Origin of the sequence: Streptomyces sp. NPDC126510, assembly GCF_040302345.1 — a bacterium.
Classification (GTDB): domain Bacteria; phylum Actinomycetota; class Actinomycetes; order Streptomycetales; family Streptomycetaceae; genus Streptomyces.
On sequence record NZ_JBEORR010000001.1, the window covers coordinates 325,175 to 348,331 of the forward strand.

At 68.9% G+C, this 23,157-nt stretch carries 14 protein-coding genes and 1 pseudogene; 2 read left to right on the forward strand and 13 right to left on the reverse strand.

Translation table 11 applies throughout. The features are described from left to right. Positions 1-198: 198 nt before the first annotated feature. From ABTX60_RS01270 to ngcE, 9 genes are all read right to left on the reverse strand, one after another. Entirely contained in the window at positions 199-1,713 is a 1,515-nt protein-coding gene (locus ABTX60_RS01270) for an amino acid permease (RefSeq protein ID WP_352095002.1), read from the reverse strand. A 173-nt stretch (positions 1,714-1,886) separates the two neighbouring features. Then, entirely contained in the window at positions 1,887-3,809 is a 1,923-nt protein-coding gene (gene dxs, locus ABTX60_RS01275; RefSeq protein ID WP_352095003.1) for a 1-deoxy-D-xylulose-5-phosphate synthase, read from the reverse strand. A 181-nt stretch (positions 3,810-3,990) separates the two neighbouring features. After that, the gene (locus ABTX60_RS01280; RefSeq protein ID WP_352095004.1) at positions 3,991-5,283 is read right to left on the reverse strand and encodes a sugar ABC transporter permease; all 1,293 of its coding nucleotides are present in this window, start codon (positions 5,281-5,283) and stop codon (positions 3,991-3,993) included. After that, positions 5,280-6,071: an ATP-binding cassette domain-containing protein gene (locus ABTX60_RS01285; RefSeq protein ID WP_010033972.1), complete on the reverse strand. Its 792-nt coding sequence runs from the start codon at positions 6,069-6,071 to the stop codon at positions 5,280-5,282. Before ABTX60_RS01285 ends, ABTX60_RS01280 begins: the two co-directional genes overlap by 4 nt. 188 nt (positions 6,072-6,259) lie before the next feature. After that, a complete protein-coding gene (locus ABTX60_RS01290) occupies positions 6,260-7,360 on the reverse strand; it encodes an ABC transporter substrate-binding protein (RefSeq protein WP_352095134.1) in 1,101 nt (366 codons plus the stop codon). Between the two features lie 133 nt (positions 7,361-7,493). Then, positions 7,494-8,705 carry an ROK family transcriptional regulator gene (locus ABTX60_RS01295; RefSeq protein ID WP_352095005.1) on the reverse strand — a complete coding sequence of 404 codons (1,212 nt, stop codon included), beginning with the start codon at positions 8,703-8,705 and terminating at the stop codon, positions 7,494-7,496. A 476-nt stretch (positions 8,706-9,181) separates the two neighbouring features. Continuing rightward, a complete protein-coding gene (locus ABTX60_RS01300; protein ID WP_352095006.1) occupies positions 9,182-10,105 on the reverse strand; it encodes a carbohydrate ABC transporter permease in 924 nt (307 codons plus the stop codon). 3 nt (positions 10,106-10,108) lie between these two features. Next, positions 10,109-11,035, reverse strand: coding sequence for a carbohydrate ABC transporter permease (locus ABTX60_RS01305; RefSeq protein ID WP_352095007.1), 927 nt, complete (start codon positions 11,033-11,035; stop codon positions 10,109-10,111). A gap of 42 nt (positions 11,036-11,077) precedes the next feature. Next, positions 11,078-12,532 (reverse strand): N-acetylglucosamine/diacetylchitobiose ABC transporter substrate-binding protein, encoded by a 1,455-nt coding sequence (gene ngcE, locus ABTX60_RS01310; protein ID WP_352095008.1) that lies wholly within the window; start codon positions 12,530-12,532, stop codon positions 11,078-11,080. A 368-nt stretch (positions 12,533-12,900) separates the two neighbouring features. On the opposite strand from ngcE, the gene ABTX60_RS01315 reads away from it, so the two are divergent. Together ABTX60_RS01315 and ABTX60_RS01320 are read left to right on the forward strand one after the other, a co-directional pair. Next, positions 12,901-16,698 (forward strand): GH92 family glycosyl hydrolase, encoded by a 3,798-nt coding sequence (locus ABTX60_RS01315; RefSeq protein WP_352095009.1) that lies wholly within the window; start codon positions 12,901-12,903, stop codon positions 16,696-16,698. A gap of 20 nt (positions 16,699-16,718) precedes the next feature. Further along, positions 16,719-18,700, forward strand: a pseudogene (locus ABTX60_RS01320) (alpha-glucuronidase). On the opposite strand, the gene ABTX60_RS01325 reads toward ABTX60_RS01320, so the two are convergent. From ABTX60_RS01325 to ABTX60_RS01340, 4 genes are read right to left on the reverse strand one after another with little or no spacing between them, the layout of a single operon-like run. Next, entirely contained in the window at positions 18,646-20,688 is a 2,043-nt protein-coding gene (locus ABTX60_RS01325; RefSeq protein WP_352095010.1) for a beta-galactosidase, read from the reverse strand. The pseudogene ABTX60_RS01320 and the gene ABTX60_RS01325 overlap by 55 nt on opposite strands. After that, entirely contained in the window at positions 20,685-21,368 is a 684-nt protein-coding gene (locus ABTX60_RS01330; protein WP_352095011.1) for a hypothetical protein, read from the reverse strand. The genes ABTX60_RS01325 and ABTX60_RS01330 overlap by 4 nt, the downstream gene beginning before the upstream one ends. Next, positions 21,365-21,487 (reverse strand): hypothetical protein, encoded by a 123-nt coding sequence (locus ABTX60_RS01335; protein ID WP_352095012.1) that lies wholly within the window; start codon positions 21,485-21,487, stop codon positions 21,365-21,367. Before ABTX60_RS01335 ends, ABTX60_RS01330 begins: the two co-directional genes overlap by 4 nt. Continuing rightward, entirely contained in the window at positions 21,484-23,139 is a 1,656-nt protein-coding gene (locus tag ABTX60_RS01340; protein ID WP_352095013.1) for an ABC transporter substrate-binding protein, read from the reverse strand. The genes ABTX60_RS01335 and ABTX60_RS01340 overlap by 4 nt, the downstream gene beginning before the upstream one ends. Between the last annotated feature and the right edge of the window lie 18 nt (positions 23,140-23,157).

The window sequence follows — 23,157 nt, forward strand, 5'->3', positions numbered from 1 at the left end:
CGAGTCACGACGCGCCCGCACCCGCGTACGGCGAGAAGGGGCCGTGTCGGGGGGTATCCGCCCGCAGCGGTTGGCGCGTCAACGGACAGTCAGTCGGTAAGGGTGTCCATCGCGCCGTTCCGAGGACGGACACCCCCCGGCGCGGCCCCGACCCACATACGGCGAGCGGGCGCAGACACCCCGGCGGTCAGGCGAAGGCTAAGGCGTGTCACCACCCACGCTCGGCTGCTCCTCCCCCGTCTCGCGGCGGGCGAGGCGGCTGTGGGTGCGGCCGTACAGGAAGTAGACGAGGAAGCCTGCGGCCATCCAGATGGCGAAGCGGACCCACGTCTCGGCCGGCAGGTTGATCATCAGCCACAGCGAGGCACACACCGACAGGATCGGAAGGACCGGCACCCACGGCGTGCGGAACGCCCGGGGCAGGTCGGGCCGGCTCTTGCGAAGGATGATCACACCGATCGCGACGACCACGAAGGCGAACAGCGTGCCGATGTTCACCAGCGCGGCGAGCTCCGTCAGCGGCGTGAACCCGGCGAGGATCGCGATGATCACGCCGAGCAGGATGGTCGGCCGGTGCGGCGTCTTGAACCGCGGGTGGACGCGCGAGAAGAACCGCGGCAGCAGCCCGTCCCGGCTCATCGCGAAGAACACCCGGGTCTGCCCCAGCAGCAGGATCATGCACACCGTCGTCAGGCCGACCGCGGCGCCGAAGCTGATGAAGCCCGCGAACCACGGATGTCCGGTGGCCTTGAAGGCGTCGGCGAGCGGCGCGTCCACGTCCAGTTTCGTGTAGTGCTGCATGCCGGTGACGACGATCGACACGAGGACGTACAGCGTCGTGCAGATGATCAGGGAGCCGATGATGCCGCGCGGCATGTCCCGCTGCGGGTTCTTCGTCTCCTCCGCGGCCGTGGCCACGACGTCGAACCCGATGAAGGCGAAGAACACGACCGAGGCCGCGGTGAAGATGCCCATCACGCCGAAGTTGGAGGGTGCCCAGCCGAACATCAGCTGGATCAGCGGCGAGTCCAGGCTGGACCCGGCCTCCACGGGCTTCGCCTTGGGGATGAACGGGTCGTAGTTCTTCCCCTCGATGAGGAACGCACCCGCGATGATCACCACGAGGACGACCGTCACCTTGATGGCGACGACGAGCGAGGTGATCCGCGCCGACAGCTTCATGCCGACCACGAGGATGGCCGTGAGGACGAGGACCAGCACAGCGGCGAGGATGTCGAAGCCGAAGACATCGGAGCCCTCACGGCTGCCCAGCCCCGCGGGCATCGTCCAGCCCGCGTTCTCCATGAGCGACTGGATGTAGCCGGACCAGCCGACTGCCACCACCGCCGTGCCCAGCGCGAACTCGAGGACCAGGTCCCAGCCGATGATCCAGGCGGGCAGCTCCCCGAGCGAGGCGTACGAGAACGTGTAGGCGGACCCGGCGACCGGAACCGTGGAGGCGAACTCGGCGTAGCAGAGGGCGGCCAGCGCACAGGCGACGCCGGCGGCCACGAACGCCAGGGCGACCGCGGGCCCCGCGTTGTCCTTGGCGACTGTGCCGGTGAGAACGAAGATGCCGGTGCCGATGATCACACCGACGCCGAAGACGGTCAGATCCAGCGCGGACAAGGACTTCTTGAGCGCGTGCTCTGGCTCCTCGGTGTCGCTGATGGACTGCTCGACCTTCTTCGTCCGGAAGAGGGTGCTGCTCACGGGGTACCTCCCACGCTTGTCGTCCTCGACATGATCGAGAGGTGGCACCCTCCGTATGCCCCGGCACGGGCCAATTCACGCCAATGGGCCGGTTCCGCCACCCTCATGGTGGGAAAACCGGCCCATCTCGAACCCGTTCGGCCGTGTCGGCCGTGTCGGCCGTCTCGGCCGCGTCAGTCGCGCGCGGCGTCCACGGCGTCCGCCGCACTGCGCTCGAAGCGCCCGTCCAGCTTGGCGACCAGACCGGTCACCTGCCGGGCGATGTCGGGCGCGGTGAGCCCGATCTCGGCGAGGACCTCGGCCCGCGAGGCGTGGTCGAGGAAGCGCGGCGGGATGCCGAAGTCCCGCAGCGGCACGTCGACCCCCGCGTCGCGCAGGGCCTGCGCGATCGCCGAGCCGACCCCGCCGACGCGGCTGTTGTCCTCGACGGTGACGACCACGCGGTGCTGCTCGGCGAGCGGGGCCATGGCCTCGTCGACGGGCTTGACCCAGCGAGGGTCGACGACGGTCGTGGAGATGCCCTGCTTGTCGAGGAGCGCGGCGATCTCCAGGCACATCGGCGCGAGGGCGCCGACGGAGACCAGCAGCACGTCCGGCCGGTCGGTGCCGGGTTCGCGCAGGACGTCCATGCCGCCGACGCGCCGCACGGCGGGCACGGCGGGGCCGACGGCGCCCTTGGAGAAGCGGACCACGGTCGGCGCGTCGTCGACGGCGACGGCCTCGCGCAGTTGGGCGCGCACCTGGTCGGCGTCGCGCGGGGCGGCGAGCCGCAGCCCCGGGACGACCTGCAGGATCGACATGTCCCACATGCCGTTGTGCGAGGCACCGTCGGTGCCGGTGACGCCGGCGCGGTCGAGCACGAAGGTGACGCCGCACTTGTGCAGGGCCACGTCCATCAGCACCTGGTCGAAGGCGCGGTTGAGGAAGGTGGCGTAGACGGCGAACACCGGGTGCACGCCGCCCGTGGCCAGGCCGGCCGCGGAGACGGCACCGTGCTGCTCGGCGATGCCGACGTCGTAGACCCGCTTGGGGAAGCGCTTGGCGAACTTGTCCAGGCCGACCGGCTGGAGCATCGCGGCCGTGATGGCGACGATGTCCTCGCGCTCCTCGCCGAGCTTGACCATCTCCTCGCCGAAGACGGAGGTCCAGTCGGCGCCGGAGCTCGCGATGGGCAGGCCCGTGTCGGGGTGGATCTTGCCCACGGCGTGGAAACGGTCCGCCTCGTCCTGGAGGGCGGGCTGGTAACCGCGGCCCTTCTCGGTGAGGCAGTGCACGATCACCGGCCCGCCGAACCGCTTGGCCTTGGCGAGCGCGGACTCCAGGGCCTCCAGGTCGTGCCCGTCGATCGGGCCGACGTACTTCAGGCCGAGGTCCTCGAACATGCCCTGCGGGGCGATGAAGTCCTTCAGTCCCTTCTTGGCGCCGTGCAGAGTGTCGTAGAGCGGCCGTCCGACGACGGGCGTGCGCTCCAGGACCTCCTTGGTGCGGGCGAGGAAGCGCTCGTAGCCGTCGGTGGTGCGCAGGGTCGCCAGGTGGTTGGCGAGACCGCCGATGGTCGGCGCGTAGGAGCGCTCGTTGTCGTTGACGACGATGACGAGCGGGCGGTCCTTGGCGTCGGCGATGTTGTTCAGCGCCTCCCAGGCCATGCCGCCGGTCAGGGCGCCGTCACCGATCACGGCCACGACGTGGTCGTCGCGCTCCATGATCTGGTTGGCCTTGGCGATGCCGTCGGCCCAGCCGAGGACGGTCGAGGCGTGCGAGTTCTCGATGACGTCGTGCTCGGACTCGGCCTGCGAGGGGTAGCCGGACAGGCCGCCCTTCATCTTCAGCTTCGAGAAGTCCTGGCGGCCGGTGAGCAGCTTGTGGACGTAGGACTGGTGGCCGGTGTCCCAGAGCACCTTGTCCCTGGGCGAGTCGAAGACCCGGTGCAGGGCGATGGTGAGCTCCACCACGCCGAGGTTGGGGCCGAGGTGACCGCCGGTCTTGGAGACCGCTTCGACGAGGAAGCTCCGGATCTCCTCCGCCAGCTGGTTCAGCTCCTCCGGGTTGAGCCGGTCCAGATCGCGCGGTCCCCTGATACGGGTCAGCAGCGGCACCCGTGCCTCCTTGCAGTAGAGCTGTTGCCGGGCTTGTCGAGTCTAATGTTCCGCCTGCGCGGGCGGCGCCGTGGCCTTGCGTCGTACGTCACGCGTTCGGCTCTACCCATGGTGCGCCACCTCTACGACACAGCTGTGCCCGGTACCTGGGAGGCACCGGGCACAGGGGGGTTGTCGGGCGCTATGCGCGCCCGGCGGTCTTCTGTGTCTTGCGGGTGACGGCGTCGATCACGACCGTGGCCAACAGCACACCACCGGTGATCATGTACTGCACCGGGGAGGCGATGCCCTCCAGGGCGAGGCCGTACTGGATGGACACGATCACCAGGACACCGAGCAGCGCGTTCCAGGTGCGTCCGCGGCCACCGAACAGCGACGTGCCGCCGATGACCGCCGCGGCGATCGCGTTCATCAGCAAGTCACCGCCGCCGGCGCCCTGGTTGGCCGCGGCAATCTTGGAGGCGATGAACAGGCCGCCCACCGCGGCGAAGGTGCCGGAGATCGCGAACACCGAGATCCGGACCATCTCCACGTTGATACCGGCCCGGCGGGACGCCTCCACGCTGCCGCCGAGCGCGAACACCTTCCGGCCGTACGGCGTGCGGCGCAGCACGAAGTCCGTGACCAGCAGCACCACGATGAAGATCACCACGGCGAGCGGCAGGCCCTTGTACTGGTTGAAGACGATGGCGACGGTGAAGGCGAGAACCGCCAGCAGCACGGTCCGCACGATGGTCTCGCTCAGAGGCCGCGACGGCACGCCCGCGGCCTCGCGGCGCCGGTTGCCGAGGAAGGAGCTGACGAAGAACCCGGCGGTCACCACCGCGGCCAGCGCGTAGGCGGCGGCCACGTCGGAGAAGTAATAGCTGGTCAGCTGGACGACGATCCCGTCCGGGTCAAGGTTGATCGTGCCGTTGTCGCCGAGGATCTGGAGCATGAGGCCGTTCCAGAACAGCAGACCGGCCAGGGTGACGGCGAACGCGGGGACGCCGATCTTCGCGAAGAAGAAGCCGTGCAGCACACCGGCGACGGTGCCGGTGAGGATGGCCAGCACGAAGGCGAGCCACTCGTTCATGCCGTTGGTGACGTTCAGCACCGCGAACGACGCACCCGCCACACCGGACACCGAACCGACCGACAGGTCGATCTCGCCGAGCAGCAGTACGAAGACGATGCCGACGGCGATCATGCCGGTGCCGACCATGGCGACGGACATGTCGGACAGGTTGCCCGCGGTGAGGAAGTTGGAGTTCAGGCTCGTGAAGATGAGCCAGATGATCGCCAGGCCGATGACGACCGGGATGGATCCCAGGTCACCGGACTTCATCTTCCGCTTGAACTCGGTGACGTAGCCCTTGAGGCCCTGCTCGCGCACCAGCAGCCGGGGGTCGACCACCGTGACGGCGGCCTTGGCCGCCTCGGGGTTCTCCACGACGTGGTCGTCCGGAGCCGCGGAGGTCTTGTCGATGCTCACTTGGAAACCTCCCCGTTCGTGCGCGCCGCACGGCGGGTCACGGCGTTGTCGGTGGCGCCGGTGATGGCGGAGATGATCTCTTCCTGCGAGGTCGACTTGACCTCGAAGACGCCGTTGTTGCGGCCGAGGCGCAGCACGGCGACCTTGTCCGCGACGGCCTTCACATCGGCCATGTTGTGGCTGATGAGGATCACGGCGTGGCCGCGCTCGCGCAGCCGCTCGACCAGGTCGAGGACCTGAGCGGTCTGCTCGACGCCGAGGGCGGCGGTGGGCTCGTCGAGGATGACCAGCTTGGGCTCGCCGAGCATGGAACGGGCGATGGCCACGGTCTGGCGCTGACCGCCGGAGAGCGAGGCGATCGGGATGCGCACGCTGGGGATGCGGATCGACAGCGTGTCGAGCAGCTCGCGGGAGCGGCGCTCCATCTCCACCTCGTCCAGGACACCGCGCTTGCGGATCTCCCGTCCCAGGTAGAGGTTGCCGACGACGTCGATGTTGTCGCAGAGCGCGAGGTCCTGGTAGACGGTCGCGATGCCCAGGTTCTGGGCGTCGTGCGGCTTGTTGATCTGGACGGACCTGCCGTCCCATTCGATGACGCCCTCATCGATGGGGTGCACGCCGGCGATCGTCTTGACCAGCGTGGACTTTCCGGCGCCGTTGTCGCCCACCAGGGCGACCACTTCACCGGCGTGGACCTCAAGCTCTACGTCGGTGAGCGCCTGAACGGCACCGAACCGCTTGGAGACCCCGCGCAACGCCAGCACGGGCGTAGCGGACACGTGAACCATCTCCTTCGCCGCCTGACCCGGCGGGAGGTTGTGCAGAAGGGTGGGAGGAGTGATCACTCCGGCGCCCCGCATAGCTTGCGGGGCTGATGTGGCGGGGCGCCGGAGGAACTCGGGGGCAACCGGTCCCCGCATGGAGTCACGGGAGTCCGGCTCGGACTCCCGTACTCCGCAGGGGACTTGGCGGTTGCCTACTCGAGACCGATCTTGTCGCAGGCGGCCTTGTACTTGCCCGCGCAGATCTCGTTCACGGTGTAGATGCCGTCCTTGATGACGGTGTCCTTGATGTTGTCCTTCGTCAGCGAGACGACCGGGACGAGGACGGAGGGGACGGCCTTGGTGGTCGGGCTGTCGACCTTGTCCTTGGCGATCGAGTCGAGCGACTTGCCCTGGGCGAGGGCGACGGCCATCTCGGCCGCGACGTCCGCCTCCTGCGGGTAGGGCTTGTAGACGCTCATGTACTGCTCACCGGTGACGATGCGCTGCACACCCGCGAGCTCGGCGTCCTGGCCGGTGACGGGGATGTCGGCGATGCCCGCGGCCTTGAGGGCCGTGATGATGCCGCCCGCCATGCCGTCGTTGGCGGAGTAGACGCCGACGATCTTGTCCTTGCCGAGGGCGGAGATGGCGCCCTCCATGTTGGAGTTGGCGTTCTCCGGCTTCCACTCCTTGGTGTCGTACTCGCGGCCGATCTTGACCTTGCCGTCGAGCACGGAGTGCGCGCCCTGCTTGAACTGGGCGGCGTTCGGGTCGGTGGACGACCCGTTCATCATGACGATCTGGCCGTCCTTGGCCTTGTCGCCGAGGGCCTTCAGCAGGGCCTCGCCCTGGGTCTTGCCGACGGTGACGTTGTCGAACGAGGTGTAGGCGTCGATCGGGCCCTCGGCCAGGCGGTCGTAGGCGACGACGGGGATGCCGGCGTCCTTGGCCTTCTTCACCGAGCCGGCGATGGCCTTGGAGTCCACCGCGTCCACGATCAGCACGTCGACCTTGTTGGTCACCATCGTGTCGACCTGCTGGTTCTGCGTGCTGGCGTCCTGCTTGGCGTTGGCGTAGACGACCTCGCCCTTGCCGTTGGTGAGCTCCTTGACCTTCTTCTCGATGAGAACCCGGTCGAACTTCTCGTAGCGGGCGGTCGCGTTCTCGGGAAGGAGCAGGCCGACCTTGATGTCGTCGCCCTTCTTGGCGGACCCGGTGGAGTCGGCCTTGTCGCCCGACTCCTTGGCGCTGCCACAGGCAGCAAGCGAAACGGCCATCGCACCGGCGGCAATAGCAACAGCGGCGCGACGCATACGCGTGTTCACTTCAGAAACCTCCCTGACGAGGCCGCGACATTGCGGCCGAGGTGGCTGGAAGTCAACTCGGCCACACGTGCGACGTCAAGAAGTAAATCCTTAACGAGATGGCAACGGTGCCATCCGTTCTCTAAGTGAAGGCAGGGGTGGCTGCCCGCAGTGCACTGGGGGCAGTTCCGTCCAGAAGGGTCGAATCACCCATCTCGCTGAGGGCGAGAGCGAGCGCTCCGAGCACCTCCGCACGGCCGCCGAGGGCACCGGGGAGAACGGACAACTGGCGTGCCGCACTGGGGATCGCATAGCGGCCGACGGACTCCCGGATCGGCCCGAGCACCAGCTCACCGGCCTCGGCGAGATCACCGCCGAGGACCACCCGGCTCGGGTTCAGCAGGTTGCAGAGATTGGCCACTCCACTGCCGATATGGCGGCCGACGTCGGCGATCACCCGACGACAGCCCGGGTCTCCGTCCCGCGCGAGCCGTACGACGCCTTCCATGGTCAGGTCGGTGCCATGACTGGACTGGAGGAGCGGCAACACGTAGCGCGCCGCCGCGAAGGTCTCCAGGCAGCCGCGGTTTCCGCAACGGCAGACCGGGCCGGATTCATCGAGTGTAATATGTCCGATTTCTCCGGCGGTGCCGCCGGGGCCCCGGTAGATCCTGCCGCTGATCACCAGTCCGGCGCCGACGCCGCTGGCGACCTTGATGTAGGCCAGGTCGCGGACGCCCCGGCCGCTGCCCCAGACCATCTCGCCGAGGGCGCCGAGGTTGGCGTCGTTGTCCACGTGCACGGGGACGCCGAGGCGGCCGCGCAGCTCCTCGGCGGGCTTGGTGCCGGTCCAGCCGGGGAGGATGGCGGTCGAGCCGAGCGTGCCGGACTCTACGTCGATGGGGCCGGGGACGCCGAGACCGACACCGGCGATCTTGGTGCTGTCGACGCCGGTGGCTTCGATCAGGCGGGTGACCAGTTGTTCCGCGCGGTCGAAGCCCTGGGTGGACGAGGCGTCGACGTCGAGGGGTTCGGATTCCTCGGCGAGGACCTGGTGGGCGAGGTTGCCGATGGCGACCCGGAGGTGGGTGTGGCCGAAGTCGACGCCGATGACGATGCCGGCGTCGCCGCTCAGCGACACGCTGCGGGCCCTGCGGCCGCCGGCGGACGTGGGTGTGACCTCGACGGTGCCACCGTCCTTCAGCTCCCGGACGATGTTGGAGACCGTGGCCGCGGACAGGCCTGTCGTCCGCGCGATCTCGGCCTGGGTGAGGGAACCCGCCAGACGCACGGCACGTACGACCCGCTCGAGGTTGGCTCGGTGCAGCGATGACTGCGACCCCGGAGTCTCCACGACGACCTCCTGCGCACGGGGCCGCATCGATGGGGCCCCGTCTTTGTCCAACTAGTGAACTCTAAGCTGAGCCGTTCGGGTTGCCTCCCGTCAAGAGGTTGAACTGATTCCGGGGTGTGTACGAGTCGTCGCGGAGCGCTATGTGGGGGTACGCGCTTTCTGCCTGCGGCGCTTGTGCCGGTTCGGTGGGGGTGCGCGTCTTCGCCTTGCGCCGGGTGGTGGGTCGGGGCCGCGCCGGGGGGTGTCCGTCCTCGGAACGTCGCGATGGGCTTGCACACCGACTGACTCTTCGTTGACGCGACAACCGCTGCGGGCGGACACCCCCCGACACGTCCCCTTGCGTCCGACGGCGGGTGCGGGTGCGTCCCCGCCTAGCTGCGGGCATGCGTGCCGCTGGGGGCGGCACGGGTGGGCGCAGCGGCACCCCGCTCCGCCGGGCTGTGGACCCACCCGGCCTCAGCCCCGATCGGTCCGGGCTACTTCAGTGCCCCCGCAGTGAGCCCCTGCACCACCTGCCGCTGGAAGATGATGTACGCGGCGAGTACCGGCAGCATCGCCATCACCAGGCCCGCGAAGAGCCCCGACCAGTCGCCCTTGTAGCCCTGGCTGACCGCCAGCTGGACCAGGCCCTGGGTGAGGACCCGCTTGTCGGGGTCGGTGTTGAGGACCGTGGGGAGCATGTACTGGTTCCACTGGCCCAGGAAGTTGAAGATGCCGACGCTGATCAGGCCCGGCTTGGCCATGGGCAGCATGATCTGGAAGAACGTGCGGCTGTGGGAAGCGCCGTCCACGAAGGCCGCTTCGGCGATCGACGTCGGCAGGGTGCGGAAGAACGCCGTGAGGAAGAACACCGTGAACGGCAGCGAGTAGGCGATGTAGACCAGGATCAGGCCATGGATGGTGTTCAGCAGGCCCATGTTGTTCACGACGTAGAACAGCGGGACCAGCGCGAGCATGATCGGGAAGCTCATGCCGCCGATGAACAGGAAGTAGATGAACCGGTTGCCCGGGAAGTCGAAGCGGGCCAGGACGTAGGCCGCCATGGAGCCCAGGACCAGCGTGCCGATGAGTGAACCGCCGACCACGAGGACCGTGTTGAGGAAGTAGTCGCTCATGTTGGCCTGGGTCCACGCCCGCGACCAGTTGTCGAAGTGCAGGGAGTCCGGGAGCGACCAGGGCGAGCTGAAGATGGAGCGGTCGTCCTTGAAGGACGTCATGACCGCCCAGAGCAGCGGCATGACCACCATGAACGCCCAGATGACCAGGACGCCGTGGGAGAAGACGTTGAGGACCGTGCCCTCCTTCTTCTCCTTCACGGGAGGGGGCGGCCGGAGGTCCGTCTTGGTGATCGGGGCTCCGGACTCGGCCGGGAGCGGCGCGGGGGTTTCGGTCGTCTTCATCGGTCAGTACTCCAGCCGCTCGCGACGGCCCAGCCGCATCACCACGGCGGCGAAGGCCAGCGTGACGACGAGCAGTGCGACGCCGATGGTGGTGGCGTAGGCGGCCTGCCCGTCACGGAACGCCTTCTGGTACACGTACAGGACCATGACGGTGGTCGAGTAGTCGGGGCCGCCCGGCCCGGTCGTCATGATCTGCACGACCGCGAACGACTCGGCGCCCAGGGCGAGGATGCCCATGTAGACCCAGCCGGACTGCACCGTGTCCCAGAGGAGGGGCAGCGTGATCCGGAAGAACGTGGTGACGCGGTTCGCGCCGTCCAGCAGGGCCGCCTCGTACATGTCCGAGGGGATGGAGGCCATGCCGGCGGAGAAGAGGACCACGAAGAAGCCGACCGTGGACCAGACGAGGACCCCCATCACCGCCCAGAGGGCCAGGTCGGGGTCGCCCAGCCAGAGGGGCTGGAGGTTGTCGAGGCCGATGCCGCGCAGGAGCGAGTTGATCGCGCCGCTGTCCGGGTTGTACGCGAACGCGAACAGCAGCGCGACGATGGCGATCGAGAGGACCTGCGGGAAGAAGTAGACGATCTTGTAGAACGAGGAGCCCCGGACACCGGTGATCACCGGGCCGTTCTTCCTCTTTCTGCCACCCACGTTGATCATGAAGGCGAAGAACAGCGCGAGGCCGATCGTCACCACCGGCAGCAGGAGGGCGAACAGCAGGCTGTGCTGCAACGACTTCCAGAAGATGTCGTCGTCGAGCATGCGGCTGTAGTTGTCGAAACCGACCATCTTGAATTCGGGGCTCAGGCCGGTCCAGTCCGTGAACGAGTAATAGATGGACTGGATGAACGGCCAGACCACGAAGAGCGCGTACAGTCCCAGGGGCAACGCGAGGAAGCCCACGATGAACCGGTACTTGCCGTGCTGCATCGCCACTCCGGTGCCGTGTGCGGAATTGGTTTTCCGGTGCCGTTACTGGTGCTTGTAGTGCTTGATGGAGTTGTCGTTGGCGGCCTCGTCGGCAAAGCCCTGGATCTTCTTGATGGCCTCGGCCGGGGTCAGGCGGCCGGCCATCATCTCGCCCAGGCCGGAGACGCCGATCTTCTCCTTCTGCAACTGCACGTACCAGTCCTGCATACGGGGATTCACCACGTTCTCGCCGGCCTTGTCCAGTGCCGCGACACCGGATTTCAGGCCGGGGGTGAGGGCGATGCCGTCGGTGCCGCCGTTGTACGCGGTCAGCGACTTCACCTTGCCGGTGAAGTTCTTCGAGGAGGCCTCGCTGAGCATGATGCGCAGCTGCTCCATGCCGCCGGGGGCGTTCTTCGCCTTGGCCGGGACGATGAAGGGCTCGCCGCCGGAGGCCCAGATGGTGCCGAACGGCATCTTGTCGGAGGAGTCGATGCCGGTGGGCGCGGAGACGGCCAGGTCGAAGTCCTTCGGGATGACGTTCGCCGACTCGTTCTCCACCCAGGAGCCGTTCGGGATGAACAGCGCTTTGCCCTCGGCCCAGGCCGTCTGCGACTGGATGTGGTCCAGGCCCGGGGTGCCCTTGAGGACGTAGCCCTTCTTGTAGAGCTCGTAGTACGCCTCGAAGCAGGCCTTGACGGCCGGGTGCTTCCAGGCGTTCGGCTCGAGGTTGTCGATGGCGTCGAGGACCTCGCGGCCGCCGACCTTCCCGATCATCGGGTAGAGCGAGAAGGGGATGTAATACGGGTATTTGCCCGCATACGTCCAGCCTGCCATGCCCTTCTTCTTGGCCTTCGCGCAGACCGCGAGCATCTGGTCCCAGGTCTCGGGGTACTGCTCGTCGAGCGAGTCCAGGGCCTTCTGCGAGTACCAGACGCCGTACACCGTGTAGGCGTAGTAGAGGATCCAGACCTTCTCGCCGTCGAACTGGCCCATCTCGACGATGCCGGGGCGCAGCGTGTCGCGGACCTTCTTGTCCGGGTCGTCGTAGGAGGGTGCGTCCAGCAGCGGGGTGAGGTCGGTGAGCTGGTTCTTGCCGACCAGGACGCCCATGTCCATCTGCTCGGCGCCGGAGTTGTCGATCAGGTCCGGCGGGGTGCCCTGGTTGAAGCGGGGCTGGAGGGTGGACTGGATCTTCTGGGTGGCGGAGAACTTCACCTGAACCTCGGGGAAGTTCTTCTCGTAGATCTTCACGGCGTCCTCGGCGTATTCCTTGCCGAAACCGCCGTCGAACAGGACGAATTCCATGCCGGCCGTGTCGTTGACGGCGAGCGGGTTCTTCGCGGTCTTCTTGCCGGCCTTGGCCTTGTCGCCGCTGTCGTCGCCGCCGCTGCTCGCACAGGCGGACAGGAAACTCATGGTGGGGACGGAGATCAGCCCGAGCGCGGCGGACCTCTTGATCAGATCACGACGGCCGACACCCTCGGTGCCGTGGTTCTCGGCGGAAGTGGATCCCATGCTCAAGTCCTCGCCTTCTCCAGGACTCAGGCGGTGAACCGGATCCTTCCGGGCACCGCGATCGGGTCAAGCTGGGTCGTGCAGGAACGTGCGGGTGGTGATGTGCAGATCGGGTGAAGCGTGCGACAGGTATAGTCCACTTCCCGCCAGCGGATCAACATCGAACACAGAGTTGGCCGTGGGTCTTATCCGAGTTGAGACCTCGCGGAAGTATGAGCGGCCTGTGGGTGCTCCGCCGGAAATATCCCGGTCACGGCGCCCGAATGCCACAGGCAACACCCTTGACACTCCCGGCCACTTGGGCGACTACTGGTCCTTGCGCAACGAAGGTGACAACGTTGTCCACTGCGCAGGGAGGGTACCCGTTGATGCAGCGGAAAGCTCGGCACAGATGGGGTTCGGCGGTCGTGTCGGCGACCGCCTTCGCTTTGGCCCTGGGCTCACAGGGCGTTGCAGTCGCACTGCCTCAGGACCCCGGGAAACCCGTCCGGGGATTCGCCTCCTCCTTCGAGGCGGACGACCCGGTTCCGGACTGGCTGAACACCGTCGACAGCGCCCCCGACGGCGGCAAGCGGGCCTCGGGCGTCGACGGCGGCTACAGCAGCGGCATACCGGGCAACGTGACCGACCGCGTCACCGACGTCCGGGCCAGCGCCGAGAACACGGGCGGCGGCGAGGTGAAGGAAAATCTCGTCGACGGCGAGCCGAGCACCAAGTGGCTCGCCTTCGAGCCCTCCGGCTGGGCCGAGTTCGACCTGGACAAGCCGGTCGAACTGGCGCGTTACGCGCTGACGTCGGCCAATGACCATGACGAGCGCGACCCGAAGGACTGGGCCCTGAAGGGCTCCGCCGACGGGAAGGAGTGGAAGACGCTCGACACCCGCTCCGGCGAGTCCTTCTCCGAGCGCTTCCAGACGAAGACGTACGACCTCGCCGAACCCGGGGAGTACCGGCACCTCCGGCTGGAGGTCACCGGGAACAACGGGGGTGACATCCTCCAGCTCGCCGACCTCCAGCTGTCCACGGGCGGCACCGACGGGCCCGTCCCGCAGGACATGCTCTCCCTGGTCGACCGCGGTCCGAGCGGCTCCCCCACCGCCAAGGCGGGCGCCGGGTTCACCGGAAAGCGGGCCCTGCGGTACGCCGGCCGGCACACCGCCGAGGGGCGGGCGTACTCGTACAACAAGATCTTCGACGTGAACGTGGCCGTCGGCCGGAACACGCGGCTGGCCTACCGCGTCTTCCCGTCGATGGCGGACGGCGACCTCGACTACGACGCCACCAACGTCTCCGTCGACCTCGCCTTCACCGACGGCACCCACCTGAGCGACCTGCGCGCCACCGACCAGCACGGTTTCCCGCTGACCCCGCGGGGGCAGGGCGCGGCGAAGATCCTCTACGTCAACCAGTGGAACCACGTGGCCTCGCGCATCGGGTCGGTCGCGGCCGGGAAGACCGTGGACCGGATCCTGGTGGCGTACGACTCCGCCGAGGGCCCGGCGAGATTCCGGGGCTGGCTGGACGACGTCCGCATCGAGTCCGTCGCGCCCGAACGGCCGAAGGCGCACCTGTCCGACTACGCGGTGACGACCCGGGGCACCCATTCCAGCGGCGGCTTCTCGCGGGGCAACAACTTTCCGGCGACGGCGGTGCCGCACGGCTTCAACTTCTGGACGCCCGTGACCAACGCGGGTTCGCTCAGCTGGCTGTACGACTACGCGCGGGGGAACAACGCGGACAACCTGCCGACGATCCAGGCGTTCAGCGCCAGCCACGAGCCGAGCCCCTGGATGGGTGACCGGCAGACGTTCCAGGTGATGCCGTCCGTGGCCACCGGGACCCCGGAGTACGGGCGGGAGGCCCGGGAGCTGGCCTTCCGGCACGAGAACGAGACGGCGCGGCCGTACTACTACGGGGTGCGGTTCGAGAACGGGCTGAAGGCGGAGATGGCGCCGACCGACCACGCGGCGGTGCTGCGCTTCACCTACCCCGGCGACGAGGCGAGCGTCCTCTTCGACAACGTGACGGACCAGGCGGGCCTGACGCTCGACAAGGAGAACGGGACCGTCACCGGCTACTCGGACGTCAAGTCCGGTCTGTCGACGGGCGCGACGCGGCTGTTCGTCCACGGCGAGTTCGACCAGCCGGTGACCGAAGGCGACTCCAGCGGCGTCAAGGGCCACCTGCGCTTCGAGGCCGAGGACCGGACCGTCACCCTGCGTCTGGCGACCTCGCTCATCAGCCTCGACCAGGCCGAGGACAACCTCCGCCAGGAGATCCCTCAGGGCCGCTCCTTCGAGGCGGTGAAGAAGAGCGCCCAGCGGCAGTGGGACCGGCTGCTCGGCAGGGTCGAGGTGGAGGGCGCGACCCCCGACCGGCTGACGACGCTGTACTCCAGCCTGTACCGCCTCTACCTGTACCCGAACTCCGGCTTCGAGAAGGTCGGTGGCAGGCACCGGTACGCCTCGCCCTTCTCCCCCATGCCGAACCCGGACACCCCGACGCACACCGGCGCGAAGATCGTCGACGGCGAGGTGTACGTCAACAACGGCTTCTGGGACACCTACCGGACGACCTGGCCCGCCTACTCGCTCCTGACCCCGTCCCGGGCGGGCGAGCTGGTCGACGGATTCGTGCAGCAGTACAGGGACGGCGGCTGGACCTCCCGCTGGTCCTCCCCCGGCTACGCGGACCTCATGACGGGCACGTCCTCGGACGTGGCGTTCGCCGACGCGTACGTCAAGGGCGTCGACTTCGACGCGGAGGCGGCCTACGAGGCGGCGGTGAAGAACGCCACGGTCGTACCGCCGAACCCGGGCGTCGGCCGCAAGGGCATGACCACCTCCCCGTTCCTCGGCTACACGAGCACCGAGACCCACGAGGGCCTGTCCTGGGCGCTGGAGGGTTACCTCAACGACTACGGCATCTCCCGCATGGGCCAAAGGCTCTACGAGGAGACCGGCGAGCGGCGCTACAAGGAGGAGTCGGAGTACTTCCTGAACCGTGCCCGGGACTACGTGAACCTCTTCGACGCGAAGGCCGGCTTCTTCCAGGGCCGGGACGCGAAGGGCGACCGGCGGGTGGAGTCGTCGAAGTACGACCCGCGGGTGTGGGGGTACGACTACACCGAGACGAATGGGTACGGGTACGCATTCACCGCTCCGCAGGACAGTCGGGGTCTGGCGAACCTGTACGGCGGCCGGAAGGGTCTCGCGGACAAGCTCGACGACTACTTCTCCACCCCGGAGACGGCCTCCCCCGAGTTCGTCGGGTCCTACGGCGGTGTCATCCACGAGATGACCGAGGCGCGGGACGTCCGGATGGGCATGTACGGGCACTCCAACCAGGTCGCCCACCACGCGATCTACATGTACGACGCGGCGGGGCAGCCGTGGAAGGCGCAGGAGAAGGTCCGCGAGGTGCTGTCGCGGCTGTACACGGGCAGCGACATCGGGCAGGGCTACCACGGTGACGAGGACAACGGCGAGCAGTCGGCCTGGTTCCTGTTCTCCGCGCTCGGCTTCTACCCGCTGGTGATGGGCAGCGGCGAGTACGCGATCGGATCGCCCCTGTTCACCAAGGCGACCGTGCATCTGGAGAACGGGCGCGACCTGGTGGTGAAGGCGCCCCGGAACAGCGCGCGGAACGTGTACGTGCAGGGGTTGAAGGTGAACGGCCGGACCTGGACGAAGACCTCACTGCCCCACGCGCTGGTCGCCGGGGGCGGTGTCCTGGAGTTCGACATGGGCCCGCGGCCGTCGTCCTGGGGCACGGGCGAGCACGCGGCGCCCGTGTCGATCACCCGGAACGACGAGGTGCCGTCGCCGCGCGGCGACGTGCTGAAGGGTGACGGCGCCCTGTTCGACGACACGTCGGCGACGGACGCGACGGTGACCTCCGTGGATCTGCCGGTCTCCGAGGGCTCCGAGGCGGTGCAGTACACGCTGACGTCGTCGGCGGACCGGGCGAGGGCACCGGCCGGCTGGACGCTCCAGGGCTCCTCCGACGGGACGACTTGGCGGACGCTGGACCGGCGCTCCGGTGAGTCCTTCGCGTGGGACAGACAGACCCGCGCGTTCTCCGTGAGGTCGCCGGGTACGTACGAGAGGTACCGCCTGGTCCTCGACGGTGAGGCCACCCTGGCGGAGGTCGAACTGCTCTCCTGAGCAGCCGAGTTGGGGGTCCGATGCCGCTTCCCGTGCCCGTCCTGCCCGAAGGTGTGGATCCGGCCTGGTTACCGCCCGCCGCGTTCCGCGCGGTCGGTGGCAGGCGGACGCTGATCCGGGGATCGGGGCCGTTGGTGGAGACGGTGCACGGGGAGGTGGCCGAGGCCTGCCGGCGGTTCGGGGGCCGGGTCGTGCGGGACGCCGTCGCGGACGGCGCCTACGACCTGGTTCTCGGCCTCGGTACCGGCGAACTCGGTGACGAGGGCTTCACCCTCGCGCGTGAGGGCGGCACGACGACCGTCACCGCCTCCGGCGGCCGGGGGCTGCTGTACGGACTGTTCCACGTCGTCCGTCTCGGGGAGGCGGCGTTCCGGGGCGGGTGGGCGCCGCAGGCCCATCGCCCGGCGCTCGCGCTGCGGATGCTCGATCACTGGGACAACGTGGCCGTGCACCCGGTCATGGGCCAGGTGGAGCGCGGGTACGCGGGCGGCTCGCTGTTCTGGGAGGGCGGCAGGGCCCGGGGCGAACTCGAGCGGGTGCGGGCGTACGGCAGGCTGCTCGCGGCGTGCGGGATCAACGCACTGTCCGTGAACAACGTCAACGTGCACGCGGCCGAGGCGCGGCTGCTGACCGACCGCATCGGTGAAGTGGCCGAGATCGCCGGGGCGTTGCGCCCCTACGGCATCCGCACCCACCTCTCCGTCTCCTTCGCCTCCCCGGTCACGCTCGGCGGGCTGCCCACGGCCGATCCGCTGGACAAGGCGGTACGCGACTGGTGGGCCGGGGCGACGCGGCGGGTGTACGCGGCGATTCCCGACTTCGGCGGGTACGTGGTGAAGGCCGACTCGGAGGGACAGCCGGGGCCGTTCGCGTACGGCCGCAGTCACGCCGAGGGCGCGAACCTGCTGGCGGCGGCGCTGGAGCCGTTCGGCGGCACGGTGCACTGGCGGGCCTTCGTCTACGACCACCGCCAGGACTGGCGGGACCGCACGACGGACCGGGCCCGGGCCGCGTACGACCATTTCGTGCCGCTGGACGGGGAGTTCGCGGCCGGCGCCGTGCTCCAGGTGAAGCACGGGCCGATGGACTTCCAGGTGCGGGAACCGGTCTCGCCGCTGATCGGGGCCATGCCGCGGACCCGGCTGGCGGTCGAACTGCAGGTCACCCAGGAGTACACCGGGCAGCAGCGGCACACGTGCTGGCTGGGGCCGATGTGGAGCGAGGTGCTGCGGTTCCGGCACGAACAGGGCTCGGACGTAGCGGGGTTGGCGCGGGGCGGGCTCGTCGCCGTGTCCAACGTGGGTGACGACCCGTTCTGGACGGGGCATCCGCTGGCGCAGGCCAATCTGTACACCTTCGGGCGGCTGGCCTGGCAGCCGGACGCCGAGCCGGGCGCGGTGCTCGACGAGTGGATCGGGCTCGGCTTCCCGGACGCCCCCGCACGGCTGGCCGACGGTCTGCACGCCGTGCTGGACGGCTCGTGGCGGACGTACGAGAAGTACACCGCTCCCCTGGGTGTCGGCTTCATGGTGCAGCCGGGGCACCACTACGGCCCGGTGTGGAGGGGTACGAGTACAGCCCGTGGGGGACCTATCACTTCGCCGACCGGGACGGCGTCGGGGTCGACCGCGGTGTGACGGGCGGTACGGGGTTCGCCGGGCAGTACGGCCCGCCGTGGGCCGAGCTGTACGAGTCGCCGAAGACCTGCCCGGACGAGCTGCTGCTGTTCTTCCACCACGTGCCGTACGGGCATGTGCTGAAGAGCGGGAAGACGGTGATCCAGCACATCTACGACACCCACTTCGAAGGAGTCGAGGAGGTCGAGGAAGCCCGGGCGGTATGGGCCTCGCTGGCCGGGCTGGTGGACCCGGCGCGCCACGCCCGGGTGGCGGAGCGCTACGAGGAGCAGCTCCGCAGTGCCCGTGAATGGCGCGATCAGGTCAACAGCTACTTCTTCCGCGCATCCGGGGTGCCGGACGCGCGGGGGCGGCGGATCCACTGAAGGATCGCCACGCCCATCGGGTCGAGGACCAGGGGTTCGCCCTGGTCCACCCGCTTGCCGGTGAGCAGGTCGGTGGCCGTGCCGAGCGCTGTCAGGTGGGCGGGCGCGGGGGCGTGGTTGAGGAGGAAGAGCAGACGGGTGCCGTCGGGGGCGACCCGGGTGGCGGTCTCCACCGCCGGGTGGCCGGCGTAGGGGCCGCGCAGGTCGTGGCGGTTCAGGATCCGGCGGACGACCTGCGCGGTGCCCTGCTGGTCGAGGGCGGTGGCGACGTACCAGGCCTCGCCGTCGCCGAAGGGGTGGCGGGTGACGGCGGGGGTGCCGGCGTAGAAGTCGGTGCCGTAGCCGGCGACCGGTTCGGCGCCGCGCGGGAGCACGATCTCGAAGACGAGCCCGGCCCGCGCCCCCAGTTCGGGGACGGTCTGGGTGAACTCCGGCGGGCGGGCGTCCCATTCGTCGACACGGATGCCCATGAGGGGCGCGAGCGGGCCGGGTACGTCGGTGAGGAAGGCGCGGTCGTGCTCGTCGACGCGGCCGGAGAGGAACGTGGTCAGGACCGTGCCGCCGCGGGCGGCCACGGCTTCGAGGCGCGGGGCGAGGTCGCCCTTGACCATGTGCAGGACGGGGGCGAGGACCACGTCGTAGGGCGTGAGGTCGGCGGTCTGCGGGATCACGTCCACGTCGGCGCCGGCCTCGCGGGCCGCCCGGTAGTAGGCGTGGACCACGTCCGGGTACTTCACCAGCCGGGACGGGCCGTCGGAGATCTCCAGGGCCCACCAGCTGTCCCAGTCGAAGAGGAGCGCGGTGCGGGCGGGGGTCCGGGCGCCGAGGGTCCGCCCGCCCAGGGCCTCCAGCTCCGCTCCCAGGGCGGCGACTTCCCGGAAGACCCGGGTGTCGTCGCGGCCCGCGTGGCCGATGACGGCCCCGTGGTACTTCTCGCAGGCACCTCGTGAGGCGCGCATCTGGAAGTAGAGGGCGGCGTCCGCGCCGTGGGCGATGGCCTGGAAGGTGGCGAGGCGGAGTTCGCCGGGGCGCCGCAGCGGGTTGACGTCACGGCACGCCGTCGTCGACGGGGTCTGCTCCATCAGCCAGAACGGGGCACCGTCCTTCAGGCCCCGCATCAGGTCGTGGGCGAGGGCGGCCCGGGTCGGCGGGGCGTCCGGGGGCGGGTAGTTGTCCCAGGACGCGAAGTCGAGGTGGGGCGCCCAGCGGTGGTAGTCGAGGGGACGAAAGAGGCCCATGAAGTTGGTGGTGACGGGTGTGTCGGGGTCGTGGGCGCGGATCACCTCCTTCTCGGCCAGGAAGCAGCCGAGGAGGGCGTCGGTGGTGAAGCGGAGGTAGTCCAGGGTGATGCCTTGGAAGGCGGTGTGGTCGGGGCCGCGCCAGTGCTCGGTGAGGGCGTTCGGCGGCTCGATCTGGTCCCATGCGGTGTAGCGGTGGGACCAGAAGGTGGTCCACCAGGCGTCGTTGAGGGCGTCGAGGGTGGCGTGCCGGTCCCGGAGCCACTCCCGGAACGCCTCGGCACACAGTTCGCAGTAGCAGGCGCCGCCGTACTCGTTGTTGATGTGCCAGGCGAGCAGGGCCGGGTGGTCTGCGTACCGTTCGGCGAGGCGGGCGGCCATCGCGGTGGCGTGTTCGCGGTACGCCGGTGCGCTGGGGCAGAAGGTGTGACGCTGACCGTAGCGGTGGCGGCGGCCCTCGAAGTCGGTGCGGTTGACCTCGGGGTGCCGCTTCGCGAGCCAGGGCGGGACGGCGGCGGTCCCGGTGGCGAGGCAGACCCGGCGTCCCTCGGCGGCGGCCCGGTCGAGCGTGTCGTCCAGTTCTGTGAAGTCGTAAATGTTCGGGGCGGGTTGGGTGAGGGACCAGGTGAAGACGCCGACGGTGAGGGTGTCGATGCCGGCCCGGGTGAACAGGCGGTGGTCCTCGTTTCGGACGTCCCGCGGCCACTGCTCGGGGTTGTAGTCGCCGCCGTAGCGGATCTTGCGCGTCATGCGGTGAAGTCCTTCCGCGTCTCGGCGATCACCGAGCGGCTGCCGTGCAGCAGGGACAGCAGCAGCGGCGCGGCCAGCAAGGCGGGCAGGGCCTCCGTCAGCAGGGTCGCCGACGCGGCCGTCAGGACCAGCAGGGAGACGGCGGCGAGGGTGGCGCGGCCGTGCCGGAACAGGAAGTACGCGGCGAGGCGAGCGGTGTCCCGGGCGCGGAAGGCGAACAGGGAGGTCAGGACGAGAGCGTGCGCGCCCCAGAGCAGGGAGCCGGTGCCGATCACCGCGAGCAGCAGCGCCCACCAGCCGGGCAGGCCGGTGGCGGAGAAATGCGTGAGGGTGAAGGCGATGACCGTCAGCCACACCAGCAGGGGCGCCCACAGCTTCAGCGCCGGTACGGCGTTGAGCCGCCAGCCGCGCAGGCAGTCCCGGGCCGGGTGCAGCTCGGTGAGGTCGTGGCTGCGGTGGTGGAGGGCGTAGAGCGCGGCGGACAGGGCCGGCCCGAGGGGCAGCAGGCACAGCGCGGCGAGGGGAAGGTTGGCGGGGTCGGGGCCGAGCAGCAGCAGTGCGGCCAGGCCCGGGGAGGCGGTGAGGAGGAGCAGCGCCTCGACGGTCAGGAGGGTGTGGGTCAAGGCGGAGGCGCGGGAGAGGGTTCCGGTGCCGAAGCCGGAGGTGCGCACGGTGCTCATGCGGCGGCCTCCCGGCCGGGCGGCCGCCGCACGTGCCTGTGGCCCTGCAGGGCCCGGGGCGGGTGCACCGCCGTGCCGTGGGTGAGCCGGCTGCTCGGCGTGCCGGGGAGGCGGATCACCCGTTCTCCTTCCTGAACCGTTCGTAGGCCTTGTTGTGCAGGTCGACGAGCTGCTGCATGTTCTTCGACTTCAGCTCGGCGAGGTAGGAGTCCCACTGGGACAACGGGCGTTTGCCGAGGACGAACTGGAGGGTGTTCTGGATGACGTGGTCCTTGAGCGGGGTCTCCCAGAGGGTGGCCTGCTCCTGTTCGAAGGACTGGAGGGGGTGGGCCGGGTCGATGGGCAGTTGCCGACGCTGGGCCATGGCGTCCTGGAACTTCTTCTCGTCCGGGCTGAACATCGAGGAAACGAGCTCCCAGCTGCCGCCGTAGGCGAAGACGCCGTCGTAGAAGCCGAAGTCCTTCTGCATGTCCTTCGGGGCGTCCGGGTCGGAGCCCATGAGACTGATGCCGGACTTCGGCTCGTACCGGCCTCCGGAACGCGTGTAGGTGACACCCTCGATGCCCCAACGGGCCAGCCGCTGGCCCTCGTCGGAGTACCAGAGCCAGTCCACGAACTGCATCATGGCGACGAAGCTGTCGCTCTTCAGCGCCTTGCTGGAGATCATGACACCGTTCTCCAGCCGGCTGCCGCCCAGCACCACGGGACCGGCGGGCCCCAGCGGCACCGGCACCATCTCGATCCTCGCGCCCTTGACCTGCTTCTCCAGGTTGTACCGGTAGTCCTGCACCAGCACCTGCGGGTTGGCGCTCATCACGTAGGACTTCTCGGCGAGCAGCTTCTGCAGCGCCTGGTCGTCGGTCTGGCTGAAGCTCTCGGGGTCCATCAGCTTCTCGGCGACGAGCCTGCGCAGGTACTCGACCATCTGGCGGTAGGCGTCCTGCGCGCCGGTGAAGACATACTTCTGCGCCTTGTGGTCGAAGCTGATGTTGTCGTACGTCCAGCCGGACCTGACGCCGAAGGCCTGGCCGAGGTAGCTGAACAGGGCGCCGCAGGGGAACGGGGTGTTGGTGCTCCAGCGGTCGGTGAGGGGGTACTTGCCCGGGTGCTCCTCCTTGAGCGCCTTGAGGACGTCGTACACCTCGTCCCAGGTGGCGGGCAGACTCAGGCCCTGCTTGTCGAGGACGTCCGTGCGGAAGGACAGGGAGTAGCCGGCCTTGGCCTTCTCGTGCAGGCCGGGCAGCAGGTAGTAGCTGCCGTCGGACTGGCGGATCGAGTCGAGCTCGGGCTCCAGCTTCCACTTGCGCACCTTCTCGCGGAAGTTGGGCATCAGCTTCACGTAGTCGCTGACCGGCAGGATCGCGCCCGAGGACACGAAGGCGACCTCGGAGGGGTGGTACGTCTTCGGGATCAGGAAGGGTGCGTCGCCCGCGCCGATGAGCACGCTGCGCTTCTTCTCGTAGTCGGCGAGCGGCACGTCGAGCGGCTTGAGGGTCACGCCGGTGCGCTCGGTCAGCTCCTTCCAGAACAGCCAGTCGTTCTTCATCGGGTAGACCGGGTTGTTGTTGTGCAGCACCGCGAAGGACAGCGGCCGGGAGGCCTTGAACTGCTGCCCGGCCCGGTAGTTCTTCATGGCCCCGTCCTGTTTCTTCGACAGGTCCTTGCCGTCCCCGCCGTCGTCACCGCCACCGCAGCCGGTGACCGTGGCGAGGCCGATGAAGCCGGCCGCGGCGAGCATCCGGCGCCGCGACAGCTGTCCTTCGTTCTTCACGGGAACCCCCTTGTTCCG